This is a genomic window from Leucobacter sp. UCD-THU (assembly GCF_000349545.1).
GTDB classification, from domain to species: Bacteria; Actinomycetota; Actinomycetes; order Actinomycetales; family Microbacteriaceae; genus Leucobacter; species Leucobacter muris.
Genome location: NZ_KB714602.1, coordinates 26,968 through 46,844 on the forward strand (window position 1 = coordinate 26,968; position 19,877 = coordinate 46,844).

The 19,877-nt window shown below is 67.5% G+C and carries 23 protein-coding genes and 1 pseudogene; 7 read left to right on the forward strand and 17 right to left on the reverse strand.

The annotated features are described in order from the left end of the window. The first annotated feature begins 91 nt into the window (after positions 1 to 91). Complete coding sequence (locus tag H490_RS23415) at positions 92 to 1,108, forward strand: DUF4113 domain-containing protein (protein WP_017883889.1); 1,017 nt, start codon at positions 92 to 94, stop codon at positions 1,106 to 1,108. 39 nt (positions 1,109 to 1,147) lie between these two features. On the opposite strand, the gene H490_RS23420 is transcribed toward H490_RS23415, so the two are convergent. The 5 genes from H490_RS23420 to H490_RS23440 form a co-directional block, all read right to left on the reverse strand. Beyond that, entirely contained in the window at positions 1,148 to 1,507 is a 360-nt protein-coding gene (locus tag H490_RS23420; protein WP_024356160.1) for a zf-TFIIB domain-containing protein, read from the reverse strand. Between the two features lie 82 nt (positions 1,508 to 1,589). Beyond that, positions 1,590 to 2,204 (reverse strand): vitamin K epoxide reductase family protein, encoded by a 615-nt coding sequence (locus H490_RS23425; protein ID WP_017883891.1) that lies wholly within the window; start codon positions 2,202 to 2,204, stop codon positions 1,590 to 1,592. Positions 2,205 to 2,305: 101 nt separating this feature from the next. Continuing rightward, entirely contained in the window at positions 2,306 to 2,686 is a 381-nt protein-coding gene (locus tag H490_RS32830) for a cupredoxin domain-containing protein (protein WP_017883892.1), read from the reverse strand. 82 nt (positions 2,687 to 2,768) lie between these two features. Continuing rightward, complete coding sequence (locus H490_RS23435) at positions 2,769 to 3,827, reverse strand: CPBP family intramembrane glutamic endopeptidase (RefSeq protein WP_238560328.1); 1,059 nt, start codon at positions 3,825 to 3,827, stop codon at positions 2,769 to 2,771. Between the two features lie 21 nt (positions 3,828 to 3,848). Beyond that, entirely contained in the window at positions 3,849 to 4,238 is a 390-nt protein-coding gene (locus tag H490_RS23440; RefSeq protein ID WP_017883893.1) for a hypothetical protein, read from the reverse strand. A 147-nt stretch (positions 4,239 to 4,385) separates the two neighbouring features. On the opposite strand from H490_RS23440, the gene H490_RS23445 reads away from it, so the two are divergent. Next, the gene (locus H490_RS23445) at positions 4,386 to 4,994 is read left to right on the forward strand and encodes a DUF5134 domain-containing protein (RefSeq protein ID WP_017883894.1); all 609 of its coding nucleotides are present in this window, start codon (positions 4,386 to 4,388) and stop codon (positions 4,992 to 4,994) included. 8 nt (positions 4,995 to 5,002) lie between these two features. Here the strand turns inward: H490_RS23445 and H490_RS23450 are convergent, their stop codons facing one another. From H490_RS23450 to H490_RS23475, 7 genes and pseudogenes are all read right to left on the reverse strand, one after another. Continuing rightward, positions 5,003 to 5,818 (reverse strand): CPBP family intramembrane glutamic endopeptidase, encoded by an 816-nt coding sequence (locus H490_RS23450; protein WP_017883895.1) that lies wholly within the window; start codon positions 5,816 to 5,818, stop codon positions 5,003 to 5,005. A 14-nt stretch (positions 5,819 to 5,832) separates the two neighbouring features. Then, positions 5,833 to 7,953 (reverse strand): heavy metal translocating P-type ATPase, encoded by a 2,121-nt coding sequence (locus H490_RS23455; RefSeq protein WP_017883896.1) that lies wholly within the window; start codon positions 7,951 to 7,953, stop codon positions 5,833 to 5,835. 142 nt (positions 7,954 to 8,095) lie between these two features. After that, positions 8,096 to 8,293, reverse strand: a pseudogene (locus H490_RS32835) (heavy-metal-associated domain-containing protein); the annotation flags it as partial. Beyond that, positions 8,290 to 10,350: a cytochrome c oxidase assembly protein gene (locus tag H490_RS23460; RefSeq protein ID WP_017883897.1), complete on the reverse strand. Its 2,061-nt coding sequence runs from the start codon at positions 10,348 to 10,350 to the stop codon at positions 8,290 to 8,292. The gene H490_RS23460 and the pseudogene H490_RS32835, both read right to left, overlap by 4 nt. Then, positions 10,347 to 10,580, reverse strand: coding sequence for a heavy-metal-associated domain-containing protein (locus H490_RS23465; RefSeq protein ID WP_017883898.1), 234 nt, complete (start codon positions 10,578 to 10,580; stop codon positions 10,347 to 10,349). Before H490_RS23465 ends, H490_RS23460 begins: the two co-directional genes overlap by 4 nt. Before the next feature lie 87 nt (positions 10,581 to 10,667). Then, positions 10,668 to 11,483: a M56 family metallopeptidase gene (locus H490_RS23470; protein WP_017883899.1), complete on the reverse strand. Its 816-nt coding sequence runs from the start codon at positions 11,481 to 11,483 to the stop codon at positions 10,668 to 10,670. A gap of 6 nt (positions 11,484 to 11,489) precedes the next feature. Beyond that, positions 11,490 to 11,867, reverse strand: a complete 378-nt coding sequence (locus H490_RS23475; protein ID WP_017883900.1) for a BlaI/MecI/CopY family transcriptional regulator — start codon at positions 11,865 to 11,867, stop codon at positions 11,490 to 11,492. An 87-nt stretch (positions 11,868 to 11,954) separates the two neighbouring features. On the opposite strand from H490_RS23475, the gene H490_RS23480 reads away from it, so the two are divergent. After that, entirely contained in the window at positions 11,955 to 12,188 is a 234-nt protein-coding gene (locus H490_RS23480) for a hypothetical protein (RefSeq protein ID WP_017883901.1), read from the forward strand. Between the two features lie 13 nt (positions 12,189 to 12,201). Here H490_RS23480 and H490_RS23485 read toward each other — a convergent pair whose 3' ends face one another. After that, positions 12,202 to 12,582 carry an ArsR/SmtB family transcription factor gene (locus tag H490_RS23485; RefSeq protein WP_017883902.1) on the reverse strand — a complete coding sequence of 127 codons (381 nt, stop codon included), beginning with the start codon at positions 12,580 to 12,582 and terminating at the stop codon, positions 12,202 to 12,204. Between the two features lie 143 nt (positions 12,583 to 12,725). Between H490_RS23485 and H490_RS23490 the strand changes: the two genes are divergently transcribed. The 4 genes from H490_RS23490 to H490_RS23505 all read left to right on the forward strand — a co-directional run bounded on the left by H490_RS23490 (position 12,726) and on the right by H490_RS23505 (position 16,003). Then, positions 12,726 to 13,667 carry a cation diffusion facilitator family transporter gene (locus tag H490_RS23490; protein ID WP_024356167.1) on the forward strand — a complete coding sequence of 314 codons (942 nt, stop codon included), beginning with the start codon at positions 12,726 to 12,728 and terminating at the stop codon, positions 13,665 to 13,667. Between the two features lie 28 nt (positions 13,668 to 13,695). Beyond that, positions 13,696 to 14,853 (forward strand): heparan-alpha-glucosaminide N-acetyltransferase domain-containing protein, encoded by a 1,158-nt coding sequence (locus H490_RS23495; protein ID WP_024356168.1) that lies wholly within the window; start codon positions 13,696 to 13,698, stop codon positions 14,851 to 14,853. A gap of 22 nt (positions 14,854 to 14,875) precedes the next feature. Further along, positions 14,876 to 15,232, forward strand: coding sequence for a hypothetical protein (locus H490_RS23500; RefSeq protein ID WP_017883905.1), 357 nt, complete (start codon positions 14,876 to 14,878; stop codon positions 15,230 to 15,232). Positions 15,233 to 15,310: 78 nt separating this feature from the next. Then, on the forward strand, positions 15,311 to 16,003 hold the full coding sequence (locus tag H490_RS23505) for a hypothetical protein (protein WP_152424242.1): 693 nt from the start codon (positions 15,311 to 15,313) through the stop codon (positions 16,001 to 16,003). Between the two features lie 118 nt (positions 16,004 to 16,121). Here the strand turns inward: H490_RS23505 and H490_RS23510 are convergent, their stop codons facing one another. From H490_RS23510 to H490_RS23525, 4 genes are all read right to left on the reverse strand, one after another. Further along, complete coding sequence (locus H490_RS23510) at positions 16,122 to 16,337, reverse strand: hypothetical protein (RefSeq protein WP_017883907.1); 216 nt, start codon at positions 16,335 to 16,337, stop codon at positions 16,122 to 16,124. 63 nt (positions 16,338 to 16,400) lie between these two features. Next, entirely contained in the window at positions 16,401 to 17,330 is a 930-nt protein-coding gene (locus H490_RS23515) for an SURF1 family protein (RefSeq protein ID WP_017883908.1), read from the reverse strand. Between the two features lie 108 nt (positions 17,331 to 17,438). Continuing rightward, the gene (locus tag H490_RS23520; protein WP_024356170.1) at positions 17,439 to 18,479 is read right to left on the reverse strand and encodes a zinc-binding alcohol dehydrogenase family protein; all 1,041 of its coding nucleotides are present in this window, start codon (positions 18,477 to 18,479) and stop codon (positions 17,439 to 17,441) included. 150 nt (positions 18,480 to 18,629) lie between these two features. Next, the gene (locus H490_RS23525) at positions 18,630 to 19,832 is read right to left on the reverse strand and encodes a M23 family metallopeptidase (protein WP_017883911.1); all 1,203 of its coding nucleotides are present in this window, start codon (positions 19,830 to 19,832) and stop codon (positions 18,630 to 18,632) included. Positions 19,833 to 19,877: the final 45 nt, after the last annotated feature.

Sequence of the window (19,877 nt, forward strand, 5' to 3'; positions counted from 1 at the left end):
GGCTGCCAACGCCCTTCGCGCGTGACCTCCGCATCATCGACGAACAGTGCATGAAAAGTGCACTCTTCAACAATCGGACCTACCAGTAGAGGTGCTCGAGCGCTTCACGCACGAGCTCGACGTGTATTCGATCGACGAGGCGTTCGCCGCGGTGGATCGTCGGACTTCGGCCGATCCCGAGGCCATGTCGGTGCTCGGGCGCACAATCAGAGACGAGGTGCGCCGGCTCGTCGGCGTGCCCGTCTGCGTCGGGATCGCGCCGACCCGCACCCTCGCGAAGCTCGCGAACCGCGCGGCCAAGAAGATCCCGGTCTTCGAAGGGGTGTGCGTGTGGCCGGCGACGCGGGAGGCGTGGCGCGAGCAGCTGATGCGCCGACTGCCGGTCTCGGAGGTCTGGGGGATCGCGCGGCGCCTCGAGCGGCGGCTCGCAGGGTACGGCATCACCTCCGTGTGGGATCTCGCCACCGCGGATCCTGCGCAGATCCGACGCTGCTTTTCCGTGGTCGTCATGCGTACCGCGCTCGAGCTGCGCGGGGTCGCGTGCATCGGCCCGGAGGAGGATCGCACGGGGAAGAAAGACGAGCTGATCGTGTCGCGTTCCTTCTCAGAGAAGGTGTCCACGATTGAGGGGATGCGGCAGGCGCTCTCGATCTATGCGCAGCAGGCCGCGGCGCGCCTGGTGAAGCACCGGCAGGTGGCGAAGTCGGTGCAGGCGTTCGCCGGCACGAGTCACTGGCACGAGCAGCAGCACTATCCGGCTGTCCGGGTGCCGCTCCCCTATCCGACGGCCGATCCGGTCATGCTGACGCGAGCGGCACATCTGCTGCTCCCGCAGATTCAGGAGGGAACGCGGTATGCGCGGGCCGGGCTCCTGCTTACGGATCTGCACGCGGCTGAGGCGCACCAGGCCCTCGAGTTGTTCAGGCACGTCCACGAGGATGCGAGTATCGCGACGCTCGTGGACGCGGTGCAGAAGAAGGCCGGCCGAGAGGTGCTCGGGCTCGGCTATGGCGGTCTCCGGCCCGGCCCGGCCTGGCAGATGAAGCGTGGACTGCTGACGCCCAGGGCGACAACTCATTGGGACGAGCTCATGATCGTCCGGGCGTAGGGCCGACTACCGTCTGCAGCTACGACTGTGCTGAAGCTCTCAGGAGTCGAAGATGTCTCCGAGGAACTCGAAGGGACTCTTCTTTTTGCGGTAGCGGGGGTCGCGTTGGCGATCGTCGGAGTAGCCGCCGCGTCGGTCACCGTGGTGGCCTTCTCGTCGGCGGTCGTCGTGATGACTGTCGCGACGTCGATCGTCGTACCGGGGTGCCTCGTAGTCGTCATAGCGGGGTTCTGCATACTGCGAGCCTGGCGCCGCGTCGCTTTCGGCCTGCATACGCTCGAGGATCTTGTCTAGCTCGCCCCGGTCGAGCCAGATGCCCCGGCACTGCGGGCAGTAGTCGACTTCGACTCCCTGTCGCTCGCTCATCAACAGGGTGGTTCCATCGCTGGGGCAGTTCATGATGTCAGCGTAAAGCAGCCGGGTCGCTCCCTGGCTGTGAAGTTGACTGCCGCAGCCTGGGAGTTCGTCGCGCGTTGCCGAGTCAGAGTCGGAACTCCAAGAGCCAGTCGACGGCGAGCTGCGCGACGGTGGCGACAATGACGAAGTGGAGGAGGATCGCGACCCATGCCCAGGACGCGAATCCTTTGAGCGCGCGCATGGCGGAGTCGCCCGGGAGGAGGAGGCCGTCGGCGCCGGCTTTCGCGACGGTGACCCACCAGAGCGGGATCATGGCCGTCCAGACGACCATGCACCAGGGGCAGAGGGTGCCGAGAGAGTAGAAGCTCTGGTACTGCAGCCAGGTGATGAAGACGATGCCTCCGAGGAGGCCGAGGCAGTAGAGCCGCCAGAACCATTGGGCGAAGTGTGCTCCGGCGAGGATCGCGGCCCCGACGAGGATCGGCGCGGTGAAGGCGGTGACGCCGATGATGGTGTTGGAGAACCCGAAGAGGGAACCCTGCCAGGAGTCCATGTTCGGCCCGCAGGTGACGAGCTTCGAGATGTTGCAGTTGGGCGCGTGGGTGGGTTCCTGCAGGGTCTTGATGTACTCGGTGAGCAGTTCGAAGGAGGCGAACCAGCCGACGATGCCGGCCACGATCGAGAACCAGGCGAAGCCGATGCGTCGTCGGCGTAGCGGTGTCTCAGCGCTCGTGGTCATGGTTCGAATCTACACAAGGGGAGGCTGAACGGATGACGGCTGCTCGATACGAATGCAGCGGCCGGGCAGAGGCGCTCTGCATGCGGGATCCTGGGCACGGGTCAGTCGGCCGTCACGTTGACGACGCCTTTCATCTCCGCGTGAATGGAACAGTCGTATTCGTAGCTGCCGGCCTGGTCGAAGACATGGGTGAAGCTGCCCTGTCGCATGAGATCGCTCACGAAGCTCGCATCCTGGGCGACGACATCGTGCTCGTTCTGTCCCTCGAACACCCAGCGCACCGCTTCGCCCTCGGCAACCTCGACCTCGGCTATGTCGTAGGCGTTGTCGTAGGCCCGTACCGTGACGGCGGGGGCGGCGTCCTCGGCAGAGGGGGTGACCTCGGGCTTCGTGGCGGCACAGGCGGCGAGTCCTCCGAGCAGGCCGACTGTTAGGACGGCTCCGAGGGCGTGCACGAGGATGCGGCGAGTGTCGGCGTCCATGGTGTCTCTCTTACTCTCGATTTCTGGGTTAGTGTGGGCGTGCGACGCGGGACTGCTCTCCCGGTGTCGACTCGGCGGCGCTCTACCGGGTTCCCCGCTCCTTCGGCGCGGTGGTGTGCTGGATGAGGTCGATGCGCTGCCGGCCGTACCCGCCCCGTGTGAAGACGCGCAGCGTGAGCCAGGCGAAGAGCGCAAGACCGGCGATCTGGCCGATCAGTCCGGCGGCGCTGCCGTCGCCTGTGGTCTGCGCGGTTTCCCCGGTGAGGCCCGACGCCATGATGCCGAAAGCGACGTAGTTGTTGACGACGTGGATCGCGATCGCTGCCTCGAGGCCGCCGGTGCGCCAGGTGAGCCAGGCGGATACTGCGCCAAGCAACCCGACGGCGAGGAGTCCCCAGATGTCGTAGATGTGCAGGGACGCGAAGCCGATCGAGGGGATCAGGATCGCGAACCAGGGGTTTCTGAGCCAGGCTCCCAGCACCTGCATGAAGAGTCCCCGGAAGACGATCTCTTCGGCAGTGGATTGCAGCGGCACCAGGAGCAGCACGAGCAGCATCGATAGCAGCGCGGCGCGTGCATCGAAGGCAGTCTCGTTCGCAGCCGCTGCAGGGTCGGTGGCGGGCTCGAGGAGCACGCCTGCGGCGATACCGACGAGGTTCATCACGGCGATCGCGAGCACGGAGATGACGAACAGTCGCCCGAGCAGCCCCCAGCGCATGCGGGCCGCGACTGACCAGATCAGGCCGATGGGCCGCATGCCGAGGACGAGCATCGCGAGCAGCACCGCCGGGAGCATGATGATGATCGACACCATGCTCACGAGTACCGAGACGGGCCGTTGGGTGTCGAGCGCCGCGGCAGTGCCGGCGGCGACCTGCGCCGGATAGTCGGGATCCGTGAGCAGGAGCACTGGGATGACGGCCACGGTGACTACCACGGTGAGGATGCCGAAGAAGGCCCCTGACAGCAGGAGCAGGGCGAGCGGTTTCCACCATCGGTAGGCGGAGGTGCCGCGCAGCAGGCTGTGGTAGTCGAGCGGTTCGGTCTCCATGATGCGCAGCTGCGGCGGCGTGCCCCGTGCCCAGCCCCAGGACGGCGACACTGCAGACGGCGCGTGGGGCTCGGACTCGGGGCTGGACATGCGGGGAACTGCGGTTGCGGCTCAGGCGGGGGCGTTCGTCGGCTGCTGCGCGCGGTAGCGGCGGGCGCGGACGAAGGAGGCGATGCCGACGGCGAGGAATACGAGGAGCACGACGAAGGTGACGGTGCTCGCGATCACGGCGTTCGGTCGCTCGGCGGTGCCGGCGAAGAGTTCCCCGATCTTCATCACGTTCATCACGGTGCCGGCGATGCCGAGGAGGGCGATCGCGAGGGCGGCGTGGATCGCGTGGCGGCGGGCTTTCGGCGCGCGTGAGATGACGGCTGCGACGAGGATGAGCACGCCGAGTGCGGAGGGGATGAGTGCGGTCATGCTGCTCGCGTCGGACGCGAAGTAGGCGACGACGCCGGTGGCGGTGAGGATGCCGCCGACGGCGAAGGTGAGTCCGGTCATGGTCAGTATTCCTTTCGCAGACGCCGCAGGGGTTCTGGGCCGCGCCGGGCGCCCGGGATGTCTCCTCCCCTCCCCCGGGTTCGGGGAACCTCGAGGGATGCGGGCCTTGGCCCGTACTCTACATGATGTAGATGTAAGCTCGTGGGTATGCTGGCTTCCCCGTGGAATCTGATTCTCACCGTCGTCTTCGCGTTCACCGGGGTGTACTGCCTCGTGCGCCTCATCGCGCACCGGCCCCCTCCCGGCGCGCGGCGCGGCCCGGTGCTCGAGTCGATGGCGATCCATCTCATGCACCTGGTGATGAGCGCCGGGATGATCGCGATGTGCTGGATGATGTCGATTCCGGCGGCGTCGAACTGGGCGCAGATCGTGGTCTTCACCGTACTTGCGCTCGCCCTAGTGCCGGGGCTCTGGAAGGCGCCGTTGCCGGCCCGCCGCGTCGATCTCGCCGGGCATATCTGGCTCGCTGGCGCGATGGTGTGGATGATCGCGGCGATGCCGCTGCTCATGGCGGACATGGGCGGCGGGGAGCACGGTGGCGGCCACGGAGAGGCCGCTGATGAGGCGATGATGTTGGCGATGACCACCCCGGTGTGGGTGGACGTCGTCAACGTGGTGTTTGTGGCTGGAAGCGCAGCGATCGCACTGTGGTGGGCCTTCCGCGCGGCGACGGTTCGCGGGGATCGGTTGCACGCGCTCTGCCACTGCCTGATGGCGGCGGGGATGACGGCGATGCTGCTGCTCATGAACGGGTAGTCGGCCTGCTATGGCGCGACTTGGAAGAGAGTGGGCCAGAGCAGCAGCGCGAGCGGGTAGCCGACGAAGCTGACGATGTTGAGCAGCCAGTGCGCGACGATGAGCGGCAACGACCTCCCCCAGCGGTGGTAGACCCAGCCGAAGAGGAGCCCCATGACCACGTTGCCGATGAATGCGCCGATGCCCTGGTAGAGGTGGTAGCTGCCGCGCAGCAGTGCGCTTGAGACGATGGTGGAGATCGGGCCGACCCCGAGGCGTCGCATACGGTCGAAGAAGTAGGCGACGACGATGAGTTCCTCGCCGAGAGCTGCACGCAGGGCGGAGAGGATCAGCACGGGCACCGTCCACCAGTAGGCGTCGAGGGCGGTCGGTACGACGTTCGCGTTGATCCCGATGATGCGCGAGAAGAGGTAGAACGCGAGCCCCGGGATCCCGATCGCAGCCGCGAGCACGACACCCCAGCCGGTGTCTGCCAGCCACCACCGGCCGCCCCTGCCGGGGAGCCGTCCGAGGCCGAGGTTTCCCAGGTGCGGGGCCGCTGTGCGCCAGAGCAGATACGCCACGAGCGCGACGGGTGCGAGTTCCCCCACGAAGCCGAGCAGCTGGTAGGCGAGGTCGAAGAGGGGCTGCTCGGCCAGCGGCCGGTTGATGGTGGCGGTCTGGGAGGCGAGCGCGGTCTCCTGGCTGAGGCGGCGCAGGATCGTGATGATCGACTGCACGCCCGCGTAGCCGAAAGACAGTGCGAGCACGATCGCGAGCTCCCAGCGCAGTCGACGCTTCGAGATCGGGGCAACGTCGAAGCGCGCGTATTGGGGTGGTCGCACCTTTGAGAGCCCGTCTATATCCGGCGGCGGTAGTTCTGCAGCCGAAGGCTGTTGAAGACGACGAGCACCGAGGAGAGTGCCATGGCGCCGGCGGCGATGAGGGGATTCAGTAAGCCGGCAGCGGCGATCGGGATCGCGGCGAGGTTGTAGCCGAACGCCCAGCCGAGGTTCACGCGGATGGTGCGAAGGGTGCGACGGGAGAGCTCGATCGCCTCGGGGATCACGGCGAGGTCTTCCCGAACGAGGATGACGTCGGCCGATTTGAGGGCGATGTCGGTGCCGGAGACGACGGCGAGGCCGAGGTCGGCGGCGGCGAGGGCGACGGCGTCGTTGATGCCGTCGCCGACCATCGCGACCCGCTCTCCCGCCGCTTGCAGCTCGCGAATCGCATCGCCTTTCTCGGCGGGCAGCACTTCTGCGGAGACGCGGTCGATGCCGAGGGTGTCGGCGATCTCCTCTGCGGCCGTTCGGGAGTCGCCGGTGAGCAGCACGGTGGTGAGGCCCTGTTGCTGCAGCGCTTGGATTGCAGCACGGGCGTTCGGCTTGATGGTGTCGGCGAGTCCGAAGCGCCCGATCAGGCGTCCTGCCTGGGAGACGAACACGGTCGATTCCGTGGCGTCGGCCTCTGTGAGGTAGACGCGGGCGGCACCGGTCGAGACGCCCTGCTCGTCCAGGTAGGCGAGGCTGCCGATGTGGACGGTGTCGCCGGCGACGGTGCCGGAGGCGCCCCGGCCGGGCACGGCGATGAAGTCTCTGACGGGGTCGAGGTCGGCGATCTGCTGCTTCGCGGCCGCGACGATGGCACGGGCGATGAGGTGCTCCGATCCCTGCTCCACGGAGGCGGCGACGCGTAGCAGCTCGTGCTCGGCGACGCCGGGAACGGTGGCGATGCTGCGCACGGTCATCTCGCCGGTGGTGAGGGTACCGGTCTTGTCGAGCACTACGGTGGTGATCGTGCCGCTCGCCTCGAGCGCGTCCTGCCCCTTCACGAGGATGCCGAGGCTGGCGCCCCGGCCGATGCCGACCATGAGCGCGGTCGGAGTGGCGAGCCCGAGGGCGCATGGGCAGGCAATGATGAGGGTGGAGATCCCGATCCCGAAGGCCTCTTCAAAGGAGCGGCCGGCGAGCATCCACCCAGTGGTGACGAGGATGGCGAGAACGATCACTCCGGGTACGAAGTAGCGGGTGACGCGGTCGACGAGGGTCTGCACGCGGGCTTTGCGGGCCTGGGCTTGTTCGGCGAGGGCGGTCATCTGCGCGAGCTGGGTGTGTGCGCCGACCGAGCTCGTGCGCACTTCGAGGCGGCCGTTGGTGCTGATCGTGCCGCCGATCACCGCATCGCCGCTCGAGGCAGTGACGGGGAGCGGTTCGCCGGTGAGCATGCTGGCGTCGATGTCGGCGCTACCGACGATGATGGTGCCGTCGGCGGGGAGAGTTTCGCCGGGGAGCACGACGAACACGTCGTCGACGCGGAGTTCCGTGGCGGGCCTGATCTCCTCGGTGCCGTCGCGCTGGATGCGGACGTGCGTGGCGGCAAGCTCGCTGAGAGCGCCGAGCACGTCGCCGGCTTTGCGGCGTGAGCGGGTTTCGAAGTAGCGGCCGGCGAGCTGAAAGGTGGTCATGCCGGCGGCGACGTCCAGATAGATGGCGTTTGCCCCCTCGGGAGTGGCGCCGATGCCAAGCCAGTATCCGGCCCCGCTCCCCTCGATACCGAGTAGCAGCGTCACAACCGACCAGCCGAAGGACGCGGCGATGCCGAGGGAGACGAGGGTATCCATGCTGACGTCGCCGTGGCGGAGGTTTCTGAGGGTGGCCTTGTGGAACGGCCAGGCCGCCCAGGTGACGATCGGCACGGCGAGGGCGACGCAGAGCCATTCCCAGCCGGGGAAGCGCCACTCGGGGACGAGGGCGAGCACGATCGTGAGATCCATGAGCGGCACGGTGAGCACGGCGGCGAGGATGAGCCGTCTGCGCAGCGAGGTGATGCGCACTTCGGTAGCGCGCTTTGACCAGGCGTCGTCGGCGTCGTCGTGGATGCGCGCCCCGTAGCCGGCTTTCTCGACGCGCTCGAGTGCTTCGCTCGCGCGAGCGGCGCCGAGGCCAGAGACGATGGCGCGCTCGGTCGCGTAGTTCACGCTCGCGGTGACACCCTCGATCTTGTTCAGGGCGCGCNGCGAGGATGAGCCGTCTGCGCAGCGAGGTGATGCGCACTTCGGTAGCGCGCTTTGACCAGGCGTCGTCGGCGTCGTCGTGGATGCGCGCCCCGTAGCCGGCTTTCTCGACGCGCTCGAGTGCTTCGCTCGCGCGAGCGGCGCCGAGGCCAGAGACGATGGCGCGCTCGGTCGCGTAGTTCACGCTCGCGGTGACACCCTCGATCTTGTTCAGGGCGCGCTCGACGCGTCCCGCGCAGGCGGCGCAGGTCATGCCTGAGACGTCGAGCTGCAACGGCTCGACGACGTCGGGGGCGAGGGTCACGACTGGGGCTCCTCTTCGCTCCGGGGCGCGGGTCGTCCAGGGCCTGCGGCTTGCCGTCGATTGGCGAGAGTTTCGAGCATCTTGTTGTAGTCGTCGAACTCCTCATCGCGGCCGGAGTCCAGGTGTCGATCCTTGCGGCGGGCCTCTTTCGCGTCCTGCCGCGACCATTGGATGCCGAGCGCGATGATGACGAGCAGCAGCGGCAGCTCGCCGCCAGCCCAGGCGACGCCGCCGCCGAGGTATTGGGAGGCTTGGAGGTTTGTCCAGGGCAGCCCGAAGTAGAGGTAGAAGTTCTCCGCGATCCACTCGCCATCAGCCATCATCAGGATCACGCCGAAGAACGCGTGGAACGGCATCGCGGCGAGCACGAAGCCGAGCTTGCCGATGTGCGGGAGGGGGCGCGGCGGTCGGTCGACCCCGATTACGAGCCCGTAGAAGAGGTACCCGGCGATGATGAAGTGGACGTTCATGAGCTGGTGCGCCCAGTGGAACCGCATGCCCTCTTCGAAGATCCCGGTGAAGTACAGCCCGTAGTAGGAGCCGACGAAGAGCACGAACACGAACAGCGGGTTGTAGACGAGGCGGAGCGCCTTCCAGTGCAGCATCCAGGTGATCCAGAGGTGCAGGCCTGCTGGTCTGGTGGGGTCTGCGCGGGTCGCCCGCAGCAGCAGGGTGATGATGCCGCCCATCACCAGGAGGATCGGGGCGAGCATGTTCAGGCTCATGTGCACGATCATGTGCGTGCCGAAGTCGGGGGCGGAGTACTTGCCGAAGCCCGAGCTCGTGGCGAAGACGATGACGCACCACCCGCCGATCCAGGAGACCGTGCGGCCGATCGGCCACCGGTCGCCGCGCGTGCGTAGCACGCGCACCGCCCAGAGGTAGGCGGCGATGGCGGCGATCGCGAGCACGATGAAGAGGAGATTGGGCCGCCAGTGCGTCAACCACACGAGCATCGAGGGTGCCTCGTCGACGTCGAAGCCGAGGAACACCTGGGAGATGCTGGTGGGCTGGAAGTAGTGGGGTGGCGGGATCCTCGTCATCGCCGCGGTGATCCCGATCCATCCGGTGATCGCTAGGGTCGCGATGGCGGGCGGCAGGGCAGCGGGCTGTGCCGGGTTTGCGCGCTGGGCCGCGCGCCAGCCGAGCAGGGCGACGGTGAGGAGTGCCAGGCATGCCCAGCGTGCGAGGATCTGCCAGCCCGTCTCGGACTCGAGGAGGCTCGATCCGGCAAGCTTGAACCAGGTCAGAACGAGGTCGGTGGCGATGATGAGCGCAATGCCCGCGAGCACGAAGCTGGTGAGGCGGGTGACGATGACCGGGTCGAGGGTGCGGCCGCTCGCGGCGCGGATGGCGGCGATGAGGATGACGCCGAAGACTGCTCCGGTGGCGAGGGTTTGATAGGTGCCGGCGTCGCTGCCGAGGTCGTGATTCGGGCCGACGAGGATCTGCCCGACGACCACGGGGGCGAGGATGCCGAAGCAGGTCACCCAGAGCGGGATGAGGAGTCCTGTCCACCGGGTGACGAACTGGCAGACGAGTGAGGTGATGACGGCGGCGACCAGCGACACCGTCCAGGCTCGCGGGAAGGCGCTCGTCTCGTAGAGGAAGGCGAATGCGCCCGGCTCCGTGAGACGCGCGAGGGGCATGCCGCTGCTGTCGAGCGATTCGAAGACCACCATGCCTGCCGACACCATCGCCCAGGCGACCGAGGCGATACGCAGCAGGGCGAGTTCGAGGCATGGCTCGATCCGTTTGGCCTGTTTGCCGCGAGCGTCACGGAAGAACAGGAGGTACAGCAGGGCGCCGAGGGTGAGCATGGCGGCGAGATCGCCGAGTCCCTGCCCGAGCGCGGTCGGCACGGCGACGTCGAAGCCAGGGAAGGTGAGGTAGATCTGTTCATAGGCGGCCGGCCCGATGCGGAGCGTGGCGACGATCGGGGGGACGATGATCGCAAGGAGACCGAATGCCGCGATCGCCAGAGCGACGGCGGTGCGACGTGGCGAGCGCTCCCGTGAGGCCTGAGCGGGCGTGGTCGTGGCCGCGCTGCTGCTCATCGTGCCCGCTCGCGGATGGCGGTGAGTTCGAAGCCGGCCTCGCTGACGGCCTGCGTGAGGGCGTTGGTGCTGAGGGGGTGGGCGACGTCGAGGATCACCCGGCCGGAGGTCACGTCGACGTCGACGTTCTCGACGCCGCTGAGCGCGCTGAGCACCGTGGTCAACGTCTGAGCGCAGTGGCTGCAGGTCATGCCGTTGACGGTGAGCTCCTGCTTGCTGGTCACGTCCATCGCCGTCGTCCTCTCCTCGGGATACTCGCTTAAGACTACAAGATGTAGACGTACGCGAGCTTGGCGCGGGCAGCCGGCGCGACGAGGTCAGCGCAACTGTGCGGCGGCGTGCAGGCCCTGCGGGATGCGGCGTCGCTGCGGGGTAGGCCAGCGTTTCCGGGTGAGGCGCTCGGCTCGGAGGGTCATGCCGACATCGTGCGTCGCGGCTGCGAGGACGATGAGTGCATTCGCGAGGTGTGCGGCCCCGACTTGACGGGCGGCGGCATCGTCGGCAGCGAGCTCAATCTGCAGGCGGGTGGCGCGTTCGAGCGCTCGGCTGGCTCGGGTACCCGGCAGGACGAGCGTGTTGAGCTGGGCAATGCGGATGGCGAGTCCGTGCTGGTGGCGCAGATGGGCGAACTCGTGGGCGAGCACGGCTTGCAACTGCGGCGGGGTGAGGAGCTGCTCCATGGCTGAGGAGACGAAGATCTCGGGACGTCTGCCGGGGACAGCATAGGCTTCGGGCGTCTCCGAGTGGAAGCGGACGAGGGTGAATCCGATGTGCTCGTCTCTCGCATAGGCGACAGCGTGGGAGTGGGAGGCCGGGCGCAGGGACTGCAGCGAGCCGGCGAAGGTGAAGGCGAAGACGAGGAAGACGCCGGAGATCCCGGCGGCGACCCAGATCACCGCTGATACGGTCACGCTGGTGGTGTGCGGGATGGTGTGCCGCAGCGACTCGACCGCGACGATGCCGAGGGCGATGCCGGCGAGGGCGGTCGCGATGCCCACGCCGAACGACCCGAACCAGACCGTCAGCGCGGCTCTCGGGTGGAAGAGGTGCCAGCGTCCTGCGGTGAGCACGCGCGGGCAGAGCACGGCGAGCGCGAGGGCCGTGCCCAGGAGAACTAGGGCAAGGAGCAGCACGGTCGGTTATCCTTCGGGCTTCGCCTCGCCGAAGGCGTCCATGAGCGCGGCGACGTCGTCTTCGGCGAGATTCCCGGCGAAGGCGAGCAGGGCGGCCCGCCGGTCGGCGGCCTGCTCGAGCGCGGAGGTCATCGTCTCGCTCGCCTCCTTCTCACTTGATCGCAGCGGTCGGAAGCTGATCTTCCGGGGCGAGTCGCCGATCCGTTCGACGCGGCCTTTCCCTTCCAAGCGGGTAAGTGCCGTCATGAGCGTCGTGTAGGCCGGCACGGGTTCGCTGAACATGGTCTGCAGTTCGCGCGCGCTCACGGCGCGCTCCTGTTCGTGGAGTCGTTGCATGACCTCGTCTTCGAGACCGCCCCATTCGCGTTTGCGCACCCCGGCCATGTCGTACCCTCCTCGTCGATGATTTTTACTCTACATCTCGTCGAGTTATTGCATTGTTCTCACAGCATGCAACAGTAGCCTCTGCGCATGGAGAACTGGTGGGCGAACGCGCTCTGGTCGCTCACCCCGTCGGTGATCATCGGCGCCTTCTTCTGGTTCGTGATCCGCGCGATCTCTCGGGCCGATCGCACGGAGCGCCGGGTCTATAAGCAGATCGAGGCCGAGGAGCGCGCGAAAGCTGGTCTCCCGCCGAAACAGCAGCCTCCCGCGCAGTCGCCGGCGGCTGCCGAGCCCGCGCCTGTCGAAGAGACGCCGGAGTGAGCACGCTGGCCGGTCAGTCAGCGGTGATGCCCTCATGATGCATGGGGCACAAGCGGACGGCGTCCCCGGTGAGAGCTAGCATCTTCTCGGCTGCTGCGAGGATCGCAACGACGGCGTCGGGATGCGCGAGCGAGTACATCGAGGCCCGCCCCTCGGCTCGCGAGACGACCATGCCGGTGTCTTTCAAGCAGGCGAGATGCTTGGAGACGGTGCTCTGGGAGAGACCGAGGTGCTTCACCAGATCGACCACGCGGTGCTCCCCGAGTTGCAGATGCTGCAGGATCACCAGTCGGGAAGGATCGCCGAGGCTATGGAAGAGGGCTGCCGCAGAGGTCAGCGCCTCGGCTTCGGCAATCGTCGGCAGCTCATGAGAACGTTCGGCTTGCATCGTCATATCACGATGTTATCTCCGAATCGGCAATCACTCTAGGTCGGAGGCAGCCGCGACTTATTGGCGAAAGATAACATCGCCAAACGACGATGTTATCTATATAGTGAAGTGTATTGACCAGTACCGAATGAGAACGGAGATCTCGAATGGGCGCAGGACATGATCACGGCCCGGGCGTGGCCGAGGCGGGACAGCCCGGCGACTATCGCCGTAAGCTCTGGATCGCCTTCGGCATCACCGCAACGATCGTCGTCGCGCAGGCCGTGGGTTCCGTCGTCACCGGAAGCCTCGCACTGCTCACTGACACCGCGCATGCCATCACCGACGCCTCGGGGCTGCTGGTCGCGCTGATCGCGGCGACACTGATGCTGCGGCCGGCGACGTCGACGCGCACCTGGGGGTTCCGCCGGATCGAGGTGATCGCCGCGCTCGGGCAGGCGACGCTACTGCTCGTGGTCGGCTTTTACACCGCCATCGAGGGCATCCGGCGCCTATTCGAACCGCCGGAGGTGCCTGCGACCGAGCTGCTGGTCTTCGGTATCGTCGGCCTCGCCGCGAACATCACCGCCATCCTCATTCTCTCCTCGAGCCGAGGCGCAAACTTCAATATGCGCGCCGCATTCCTCGAGGTGCTCAACGACGCGCTCGGCTCCCTGGGCGTGATCGTCGCCGCCATCGTGATCGCCACCACGGGCTTCCAGCGCGCCGACGCCCTCGCCGGCCTCTTCATCGCCGCGCTCATCGTGCCCCGCGCCTTCAAGCTGATGCGCGAGACGACGAGCGTGCTCATGGAGTTCACCCCCAAGGGCCTCAATCTCGACGAGGTGCGTGCGCACATCCTCGAGCTCGAGCACGTCAAGGATGTGCACGACCTGCACGCTTCGACGGTCGCGACCGGTCTGCCGACGATCACCGCGCATGTCGTCGTCGAGGATGAATGCTTCACCGACGGGCATGCTGCCGAAGTGCTCCATGCGGTGAAGGAGTGCGTAGCGGAGCACTTCGAGGTGTCGGTCAACCACTCGACCTTCCAGATCGAGACGGCGCACATCAGCGACGACGAGCCGGTGGGCGTCAAGCACCCATGAGCGAGTGGCGCGGGATCGGCGGCGGAGCATGACGAGCGCCCCCACGACTCCGCTGCGCCGCCGCATCGAACGAAACTGGCGGCGGCTGAACGGCCCCGCCCGGGTCGCGGGGGTCGACCTCGCTCGCGGGCTCGCGGTGCTGGGCATGTTGGCGGCGCATCTGCTCTGGCTCGGCTCGCTGTCGTGGACGGAGCCGTCGACATGGGGGGCGATCGTGAACGGTCGCTCCTCGATCCTCTTCGCCACGCTCGCTGGCGTCTCGCTCGGCCTCTCCACGGGCGGCCCGAGGCCTCCGAGCGGTGCCGGGCTCGGCCGGGCGAGGCTGCGGGTGGTGATCCGGGCGCTGTTGATCTGGCTTATCGGCGTGCTGCTCATCAGCCTCGACGTACCGGCGGCGATCATCTTGCCGACTTATGCGGTCATCTTCGTCCTGGCGCTCCCCCTGCTCGCGCAGCGCGCCTCACGGCTGTTCCTCGCAGCCGCGATCGTCGTGCTCGTGGCTTCGCCCGTGGTGGTGTGGGCGAATGCCTCGCCGTGGTGGGAGAGCTACGAAGGCTGGCTCACCGGGCTCTACATCGGATGGAACTATCCGTTTCCGCTGTGGGTCGCGTTCACCCTCGCGGGCCTCGGTCTGGCGCGCGCGGGGATGTGGTCGCGGCGGGTGCAGTGGGCGGCACTCGGCCTTGGCATGTTGCTGGCGGTAGCCGGATACAGTCTCTCCCCCGGCGCGGAGTCGTCGGAGGAGTCGGCTGATCGACCGTTCCTTGAGGCCTGGTGGACGGCGGATCCGCACTCGAGCGGCGTGCTCGAGGCGATCGGGAGCGGCGGCTTCGCGATCGCGGTGATCGGCGTGTGCCTGCTGCTGTGCTCTGCCGGACGGCTGCCGTGGCTCACCTTCCCGCTCCGGGCGGTAGGGTCGATGCCGTTGACGGCCTATGTGCTGCAGATCGTGGGCTGGGCCCTCGCCTCGACGATCCTGCTCGGCTCCGCGCATGAGCATGCGTTCCGCGATCTCGACCCGTTTCTCCCGATGACGCTCGCCACGATTGTGCTCTCCGTGGTGTGGAGTCTGCTGGTCGGGCAAGGGCCGCTGGAAGCTCTGATCGGTCGGCTCTCGTCGTTCGGCGGGCCGCCTGGCTCCTCCGGGGGCAATGCGCAGCGGCGCCAGCATATCCTTGAGCCGTGACTGTCGACCCCGCTCTCGCCGCATGATCGTCTGGTTCGGCATTGCCCAGATCGTCCTCGCCCTGCTCGCGGCGCTCGTCTGCATCCTTGAGTTCTCCCGCAAGCGAGGCCCCAACGACTACACCCTCGGCGCGACCCTGCTTGTCGGGGTGCTGCTCATCGCGCAGGTAGTCGTCGGCATCGTGCAGCCTGTCGCAGGCAATCCCGTCGTGGGGGATCCGCTCGAGTTCTGGATGTATCTCATCGTCGCGCTACTCATCCCGTTCGGTGCGGCGTTCTGGGCGCTCGTCGACCGTCGCCGCACGGCGAACCTCGTGCTGGTCGTCGTGAACTTCGCCGTCGCCGTCATGCTCTACCGCATGATGGTGATCTGGGGATGAGTGAGTTCGACGCTGACCGGCACGCCGCGCCGCGGTGACATCGCCCGCCGCCCGGCTGAGGTTTGAGAGAATGGCGGAATGGCAGCTTCGCACACGGATGAGACTCGGCGTCGGCTGCTCTCCGAATCCTACCGTCGTCTCCGACCGGATGCGCATGTGGCGTTCGTCGATGAGAGCTACGTCGTCCCCGACGTCGCACACGGTGCACGCACGTTCTACATCGCGACCGCGTATGTGTCGCCGGTTCGACTCCATCAGCCGGTGCGTGACGATCTCGGGTCGATCGTCGGCGGAAGCTACTGGCATACGAGCGAGGCACACGCGGCGGGCGATGCGGAGACGATCCACGAGCTCTGCCGCTACCTCGCCGCAGCCGAGGAGGACGAAGCGTTCCTGTTGGCGGTGCAGTCGCCGATCGAAGATGCTCCTGGCGGCGATGAACTCGCTCGCGAGGCATGCTTGACGGCACTGCTGGGGAACCTGCACGAGGGGCAGCTGACGCCTCGGCCGTCGCTCGTCGTGGCCGAGGAGCGACGCCACCAAGGACAGCGGGCCCGTGATCTGCGGACGATCAAGACGATGCGACAGGCGCAGGTGATCGGCCAGATGCAGGTGACCTTCACCTCACCGTCAGTGGAGCCGCTGCTGTGGGTGCCCGACATCGTGGCGTTCGCGCAGAGCCACCTTGAGCGTGGGAGCGACGCGGGCTATGCCGTGCCGCTGGCGCCGCTGCTGCGGGTCGTGCCCGTGGAAAAAAGCAACCCCCGGTAGCCGAAGCAAGAGACCGGGGGCCGCCGGAGCTATCGAGCGCTGGGCTGGAATGCTCCGGTTTGCACTCACTAGTGTAGCCGCATCGTCCAGTGTAGGCAAGACCCGGCAAGACGACAGATCAGCGACGCGGAGGGCGTTTCTTCCGCCTGCCGCGCTGCTGCCATCGGCGCTTGAGCCGTGAGCCGAGCCGACGCGAGCGGTAGACGAAGTCGTCGAGCTCCTCGCGAACGGTCGGATCCTCGCGGCTGTCGCGCGGGGGTGCGCCGGCGACACCGATGACGGCGATCAGGGCGGACATGATGAGCAGCTGCGTGATCCAGAGGGCGATCTCCACGCCTGCTCCTTTCGATGGCCCGGGTCGGGAAGACGCTCCGGCGCATGCGGCCGGTGGCGACCGCTACTGCTCGAGGAAGGCGTCTTCCTCTTCGGCGTCGGTCGTGCCGCGCCGGGCCTTGCGCGCTGCGGCTCGTCGCTGCTGCCGCAGCACGGCTTCGCTGCCCGCATTCAGACCGCGATGCTCCTGCCGGGCGGCGTAGACGACGCCGAAGGCGGCGATGAGGATGAACACATACCATTGCAGCGCGTAAGAGAGGTGCGGGCCTTCATCGCGCTCCGGTGGCTCGGGGAGCACCCCGGTTTCGGCCTTGGGGGTTTCCCCGATGAGCATGCCGTACGCCCCGGTGTAGGCCTCATCGAAACCGCCGATCCGGGCGATCTCGGGCAAGTTGATACTGGCGACCGTGCTGCCCTGAGCGAGGCGCCCGGCGATCTGCGGTTCACTCGCCCGAAGTCGCACGTCGACCTCGACCGGCCCGGTTGGGGCTGCAGGAATGCTGTCGAGCCAGGCGTCGCCCGCATTCGCCTCGTTGCCATTGACCGGCACCCAGCCGCGGTCGACGATGAACATCAACCCCTGATCGGTGCGCAGAGCTTGGAGGAGATGTGAGCCGACCCCTTCGGGGCCGGGTCGGTTGCGGGCGAGGAAGGGGTTGCCGAGGTACTCGCCGCGCACGGTGGCGGTCTGCCATTTCAGTGTGTCTTCGTCGAAGCCAGCAGGGTCGGGCACAGCGTCATCGAGCGGGATAGCTGCGGCGTCGTAGTTCTGCTCAATGCGCGCGATCTCCGCTCGGGCATCGGCTCGCCGGTCGAACTGCCAGTCAGCGAGCCAGACGCAGACGATGCAGAAGATGACGAGGAGGACGTAGTACCCGAGCCAGCGGCGCGATCGCAGGAACGACCAGCCCGGTTGCGATTGGGGCGGCTCCTGGGGTCGCTCATGTCCTCCGTGGACTGGGCCCTGCCCGGAGGTGGCGGTGTGTGTCGTCATGCCGCTCAAGGGGTGCGCAGCATGCCGGAGTCGACACGGAGTGTGAGGGCGGCAAGCATCATGCCGGTCATCCTTTCCTGAGCCGCCCGCAGCTGGGCGGCCTCGCTGCTACGGCAGGGAGCTGAAGCCTTCGAGTGTGATCTTCCCGACCGCCGTGCCGCTCTCGATGAGGCGATGGGCTTCGGCGACGGTCGCGGCGTCGATCTCGCCGAGCGTGCTGGTCAGCGTGCTGCGGAGCTTCCCGGCGTCGACGAGCTCGCCGACCTGTCGGAGGATCTCGCCCTGCTCGGCCAGGTCGAGGGTCTGCAAGCGAGAGCGCATGAACACGTCTTCGGGGTGCAGTGAGATGCACTTCGACTGGAACGGCTGCACGTCGAGCTCGGGGTGATCGGTGTACCCGAAGCGCCCCTGCGGGGCGAGCAGTTCGAGGATGTCGCCCTGTCTCTCCTCGGATCCCGCGGTGGAGAGCACGAAGCCGGGCGCCCCGAGGCCGAGCTCGGCCACCTGTGGGGTGAGCGGCCGGCGGTGGTCGAGGACGTGGTGGGCGCCAAGGTTCGCACACCACGCCTTCGTGACTGGGCGGCTGGCGGTGGCGATCACGGTGACGTTGGTGAGGGCGCGCAGCAGCTGAATGGCCATCGACCCGACTCCCCCGCCCCCGCCGATGATGACGACTGCGGATGCGGCTCCCGGGACGGGCCGCGTCACCTCGAGCCGGTCAAAGAGCAGCTCCCACGCGGTGAGCGCTGTCAGCGGCAGCGCCGCCGCGTGCGTGTCGCTCAGCGAGGCCGGAGCGTGAGCAGCGAGGTGGGCATCGACGATCTGGTATTCGGCGTTGCTGCCCGGCCGGTCGATCGCTCCCGCGTAGAAGACGCGGTCGCCAACGGCGAAGTGTTCAAGCAGCGGTTCGTCCTCGACGGACGCGCCGAGTCCGACGATTGTGCCAACGGCGTCGTAGCCGAGAACGCGAGGCTGCCCGGCGCGGGGTTGCTCGGTGGCGCGAATCGCACAGTCCACCGGGTTCACGGAGACAGCGTGCACCTGCACCAGCAGATCGTGTTCCTCGGCTTCGGGTATCGGCAGCTCGACGTCGCGGAGAGCCCCGTCTTCGTCGAGGGGGCCTGGGTGGGTATATCCAACGGCCTTCATGTTTGTCCCCTTTCCTGCATGTAGATGAGTCGTGGGCTCCGGCACGAGTGCGGCGTCACCGGTTGCGGCCTCTGCGCGCGGCACGGCATGGGGCGTCGGCGTGCCAGAGGCGGGTCTTGAGCGGATGCGGTGTCTAGAGGTGACATCGTGCTAGATGAACGGGGTCGGATCGATGAAGTTGCCGCCGGAGAGCACTTCGTAGTGGACATGGCAGCCGAAGCTCATCCCGGTGTTGCCGACGTAGCCGATGACAGCTCCGGCGGGCACCCATTGGCCGGAGACCACCGGCGGTGTGCCGATCTGATGCGCGAAACGGGTCTGATAGCCGTTGTCCTGGTTGAGGTAGGTCATGTATCCGCCGAAGTTGTCGACCCAACCGGCGACGGCGACGGTGCCGGAGGAGGGCGCGACGATGGGGGTGCCGCAGCCGGCTGGGAGATCGAGCCCGGTGTGACTCGGTGGTTGCCGGAAGTAGGTGGAGATCCAGGAGATCGGCACCGGCTGGTACCAGCCGGCACCGCCGGGGGTACCGCCGCCACCCCCACCGCCGCCACCTCCGCCGCTCTGTTGCTTTCTGCGCTCCTCCTCTTCGGCGCGGAGGCGTTCCTCGTAACCGGCGACCGTGTCGGTGGTCGCGCCTTTCAGAGCGGCGAGCTGCGCCTCGAGCTCACGCTGCTGCGCTTCTTGCGCGAGGAACGTAGTGCGCTGTGCGTCGAGGTTCTCAGCGGCGGTCTGGGCCAGCTGTTCGGCATCGGCTCGCAACTGATCGCGCTCCGTGCTCGCGGCGTCGGCTTGCTCGCCCAGCGAGGAAGCCGTGTTGCGGGCGAGCTCAGCACTCGCGGCGATGGTGGTGTTGCGCCGGGTGGCTTGCTCCATCATCGCGAGGCGGTTCAGCAGGGCGTCGGTGGTCGCTGCGTCGGCCTCGAAGAACATGTCGGCACTGCGGTCGATACCGCCGGAGCGATACATCTGGCCGACGACGACCCCCGCTTGGTCTGCGGCGACGTTGGCTTCCTCACGGCTCTTGTCGGCCTTCGCTTGGAGCGTCTCAGCGCGGAGCGCGGCGTCGGCTGCTGCGGTCTCGGCGTCCTGCCAGCTCGCGTTCGCTTGTTCGGTCGCGACCCGGAGCAGCTCGAGCTCCGCCAGGCTCTGCTCGAGCAGTCCTTCGATCTCCGTGACTTTCGCGGCGGCGGCCGCCTCGTTCCGCTTCGCGGCCTGCACGTCGTCCCAGGTGGGCAGCTCGACCCCGTGGGCGGGCGTCGCCCCTCCCGAGAGGAAGAGGGCGAGGCCGACCAGGGCGGCCGCGAGAGCGCCGACGAGCCGGCGTCTCCGAACGCTTGAGGTGATATTCATCTGTCTGCTCCTCCTGTCTGCGGAGTGTGAACGGTCGGATCCTGG

Coding starts and splice junctions, on each gene's coding strand:
- H490_RS23425 (WP_017883891.1), bottom strand. CDS start 2,204: ATGACCACGAGCGCTGAGACACCGCTACGCCGACGACGCATCGGCTTC.
- H490_RS23480 (WP_017883901.1), top strand. CDS start 11,955: ATGGAGAACTGGTGGGCGAACGCGCTCTGGTCGCTCACCCCGTCGGTG.
- H490_RS23525 (WP_017883911.1), bottom strand. CDS start 19,832: ATGAATATCACCTCAAGCGTTCGGAGACGCCGGCTCGTCGGCGCTCTC.
- H490_RS23490 (WP_024356167.1), top strand. CDS start 12,726: ATGGGCGCAGGACATGATCACGGCCCGGGCGTGGCCGAGGCGGGACAG.
- H490_RS23515 (WP_017883908.1), bottom strand. CDS start 17,330: ATGACGACACACACCGCCACCTCCGGGCAGGGCCCAGTCCACGGAGGA.
- H490_RS23420 (WP_024356160.1), bottom strand. CDS start 1,507: ATGAACTGCCCCAGCGATGGAACCACCCTGTTGATGAGCGAGCGACAG.
- H490_RS23475 (WP_017883900.1), bottom strand. CDS start 11,867: ATGGCCGGGGTGCGCAAACGCGAATGGGGCGGTCTCGAAGACGAGGTC.
- H490_RS32830 (WP_017883892.1), bottom strand. CDS start 2,686: ATGGACGCCGACACTCGCCGCATCCTCGTGCACGCCCTCGGAGCCGTC.
- H490_RS23485 (WP_017883902.1), bottom strand. CDS start 12,582: ATGACGATGCAAGCCGAACGTTCTCATGAGCTGCCGACGATTGCCGAA.
- H490_RS23445 (WP_017883894.1), top strand. CDS start 4,386: ATGCTGGCTTCCCCGTGGAATCTGATTCTCACCGTCGTCTTCGCGTTC.
- H490_RS23440 (WP_017883893.1), bottom strand. CDS start 4,238: ATGACCGGACTCACCTTCGCCGTCGGCGGCATCCTCACCGCCACCGGC.
- H490_RS23520 (WP_024356170.1), bottom strand. CDS start 18,479: ATGAAGGCCGTTGGATATACCCACCCAGGCCCCCTCGACGAAGACGGG.
- H490_RS23500 (WP_017883905.1), top strand. CDS start 14,876: ATGATCGTCTGGTTCGGCATTGCCCAGATCGTCCTCGCCCTGCTCGCG.
- H490_RS23505 (WP_152424242.1), top strand. CDS start 15,311: ATGGCAGCTTCGCACACGGATGAGACTCGGCGTCGGCTGCTCTCCGAA.
- H490_RS23495 (WP_024356168.1), top strand. CDS start 13,696: ATGACGAGCGCCCCCACGACTCCGCTGCGCCGCCGCATCGAACGAAAC.
- H490_RS23460 (WP_017883897.1), bottom strand. CDS start 10,350: ATGAGCAGCAGCGCGGCCACGACCACGCCCGCTCAGGCCTCACGGGAG.
- H490_RS23465 (WP_017883898.1), bottom strand. CDS start 10,580: ATGGACGTGACCAGCAAGCAGGAGCTCACCGTCAACGGCATGACCTGC.
- H490_RS23435 (WP_238560328.1), bottom strand. CDS start 3,827: ATGTCCAGCCCCGAGTCCGAGCCCCACGCGCCGTCTGCAGTGTCGCCG.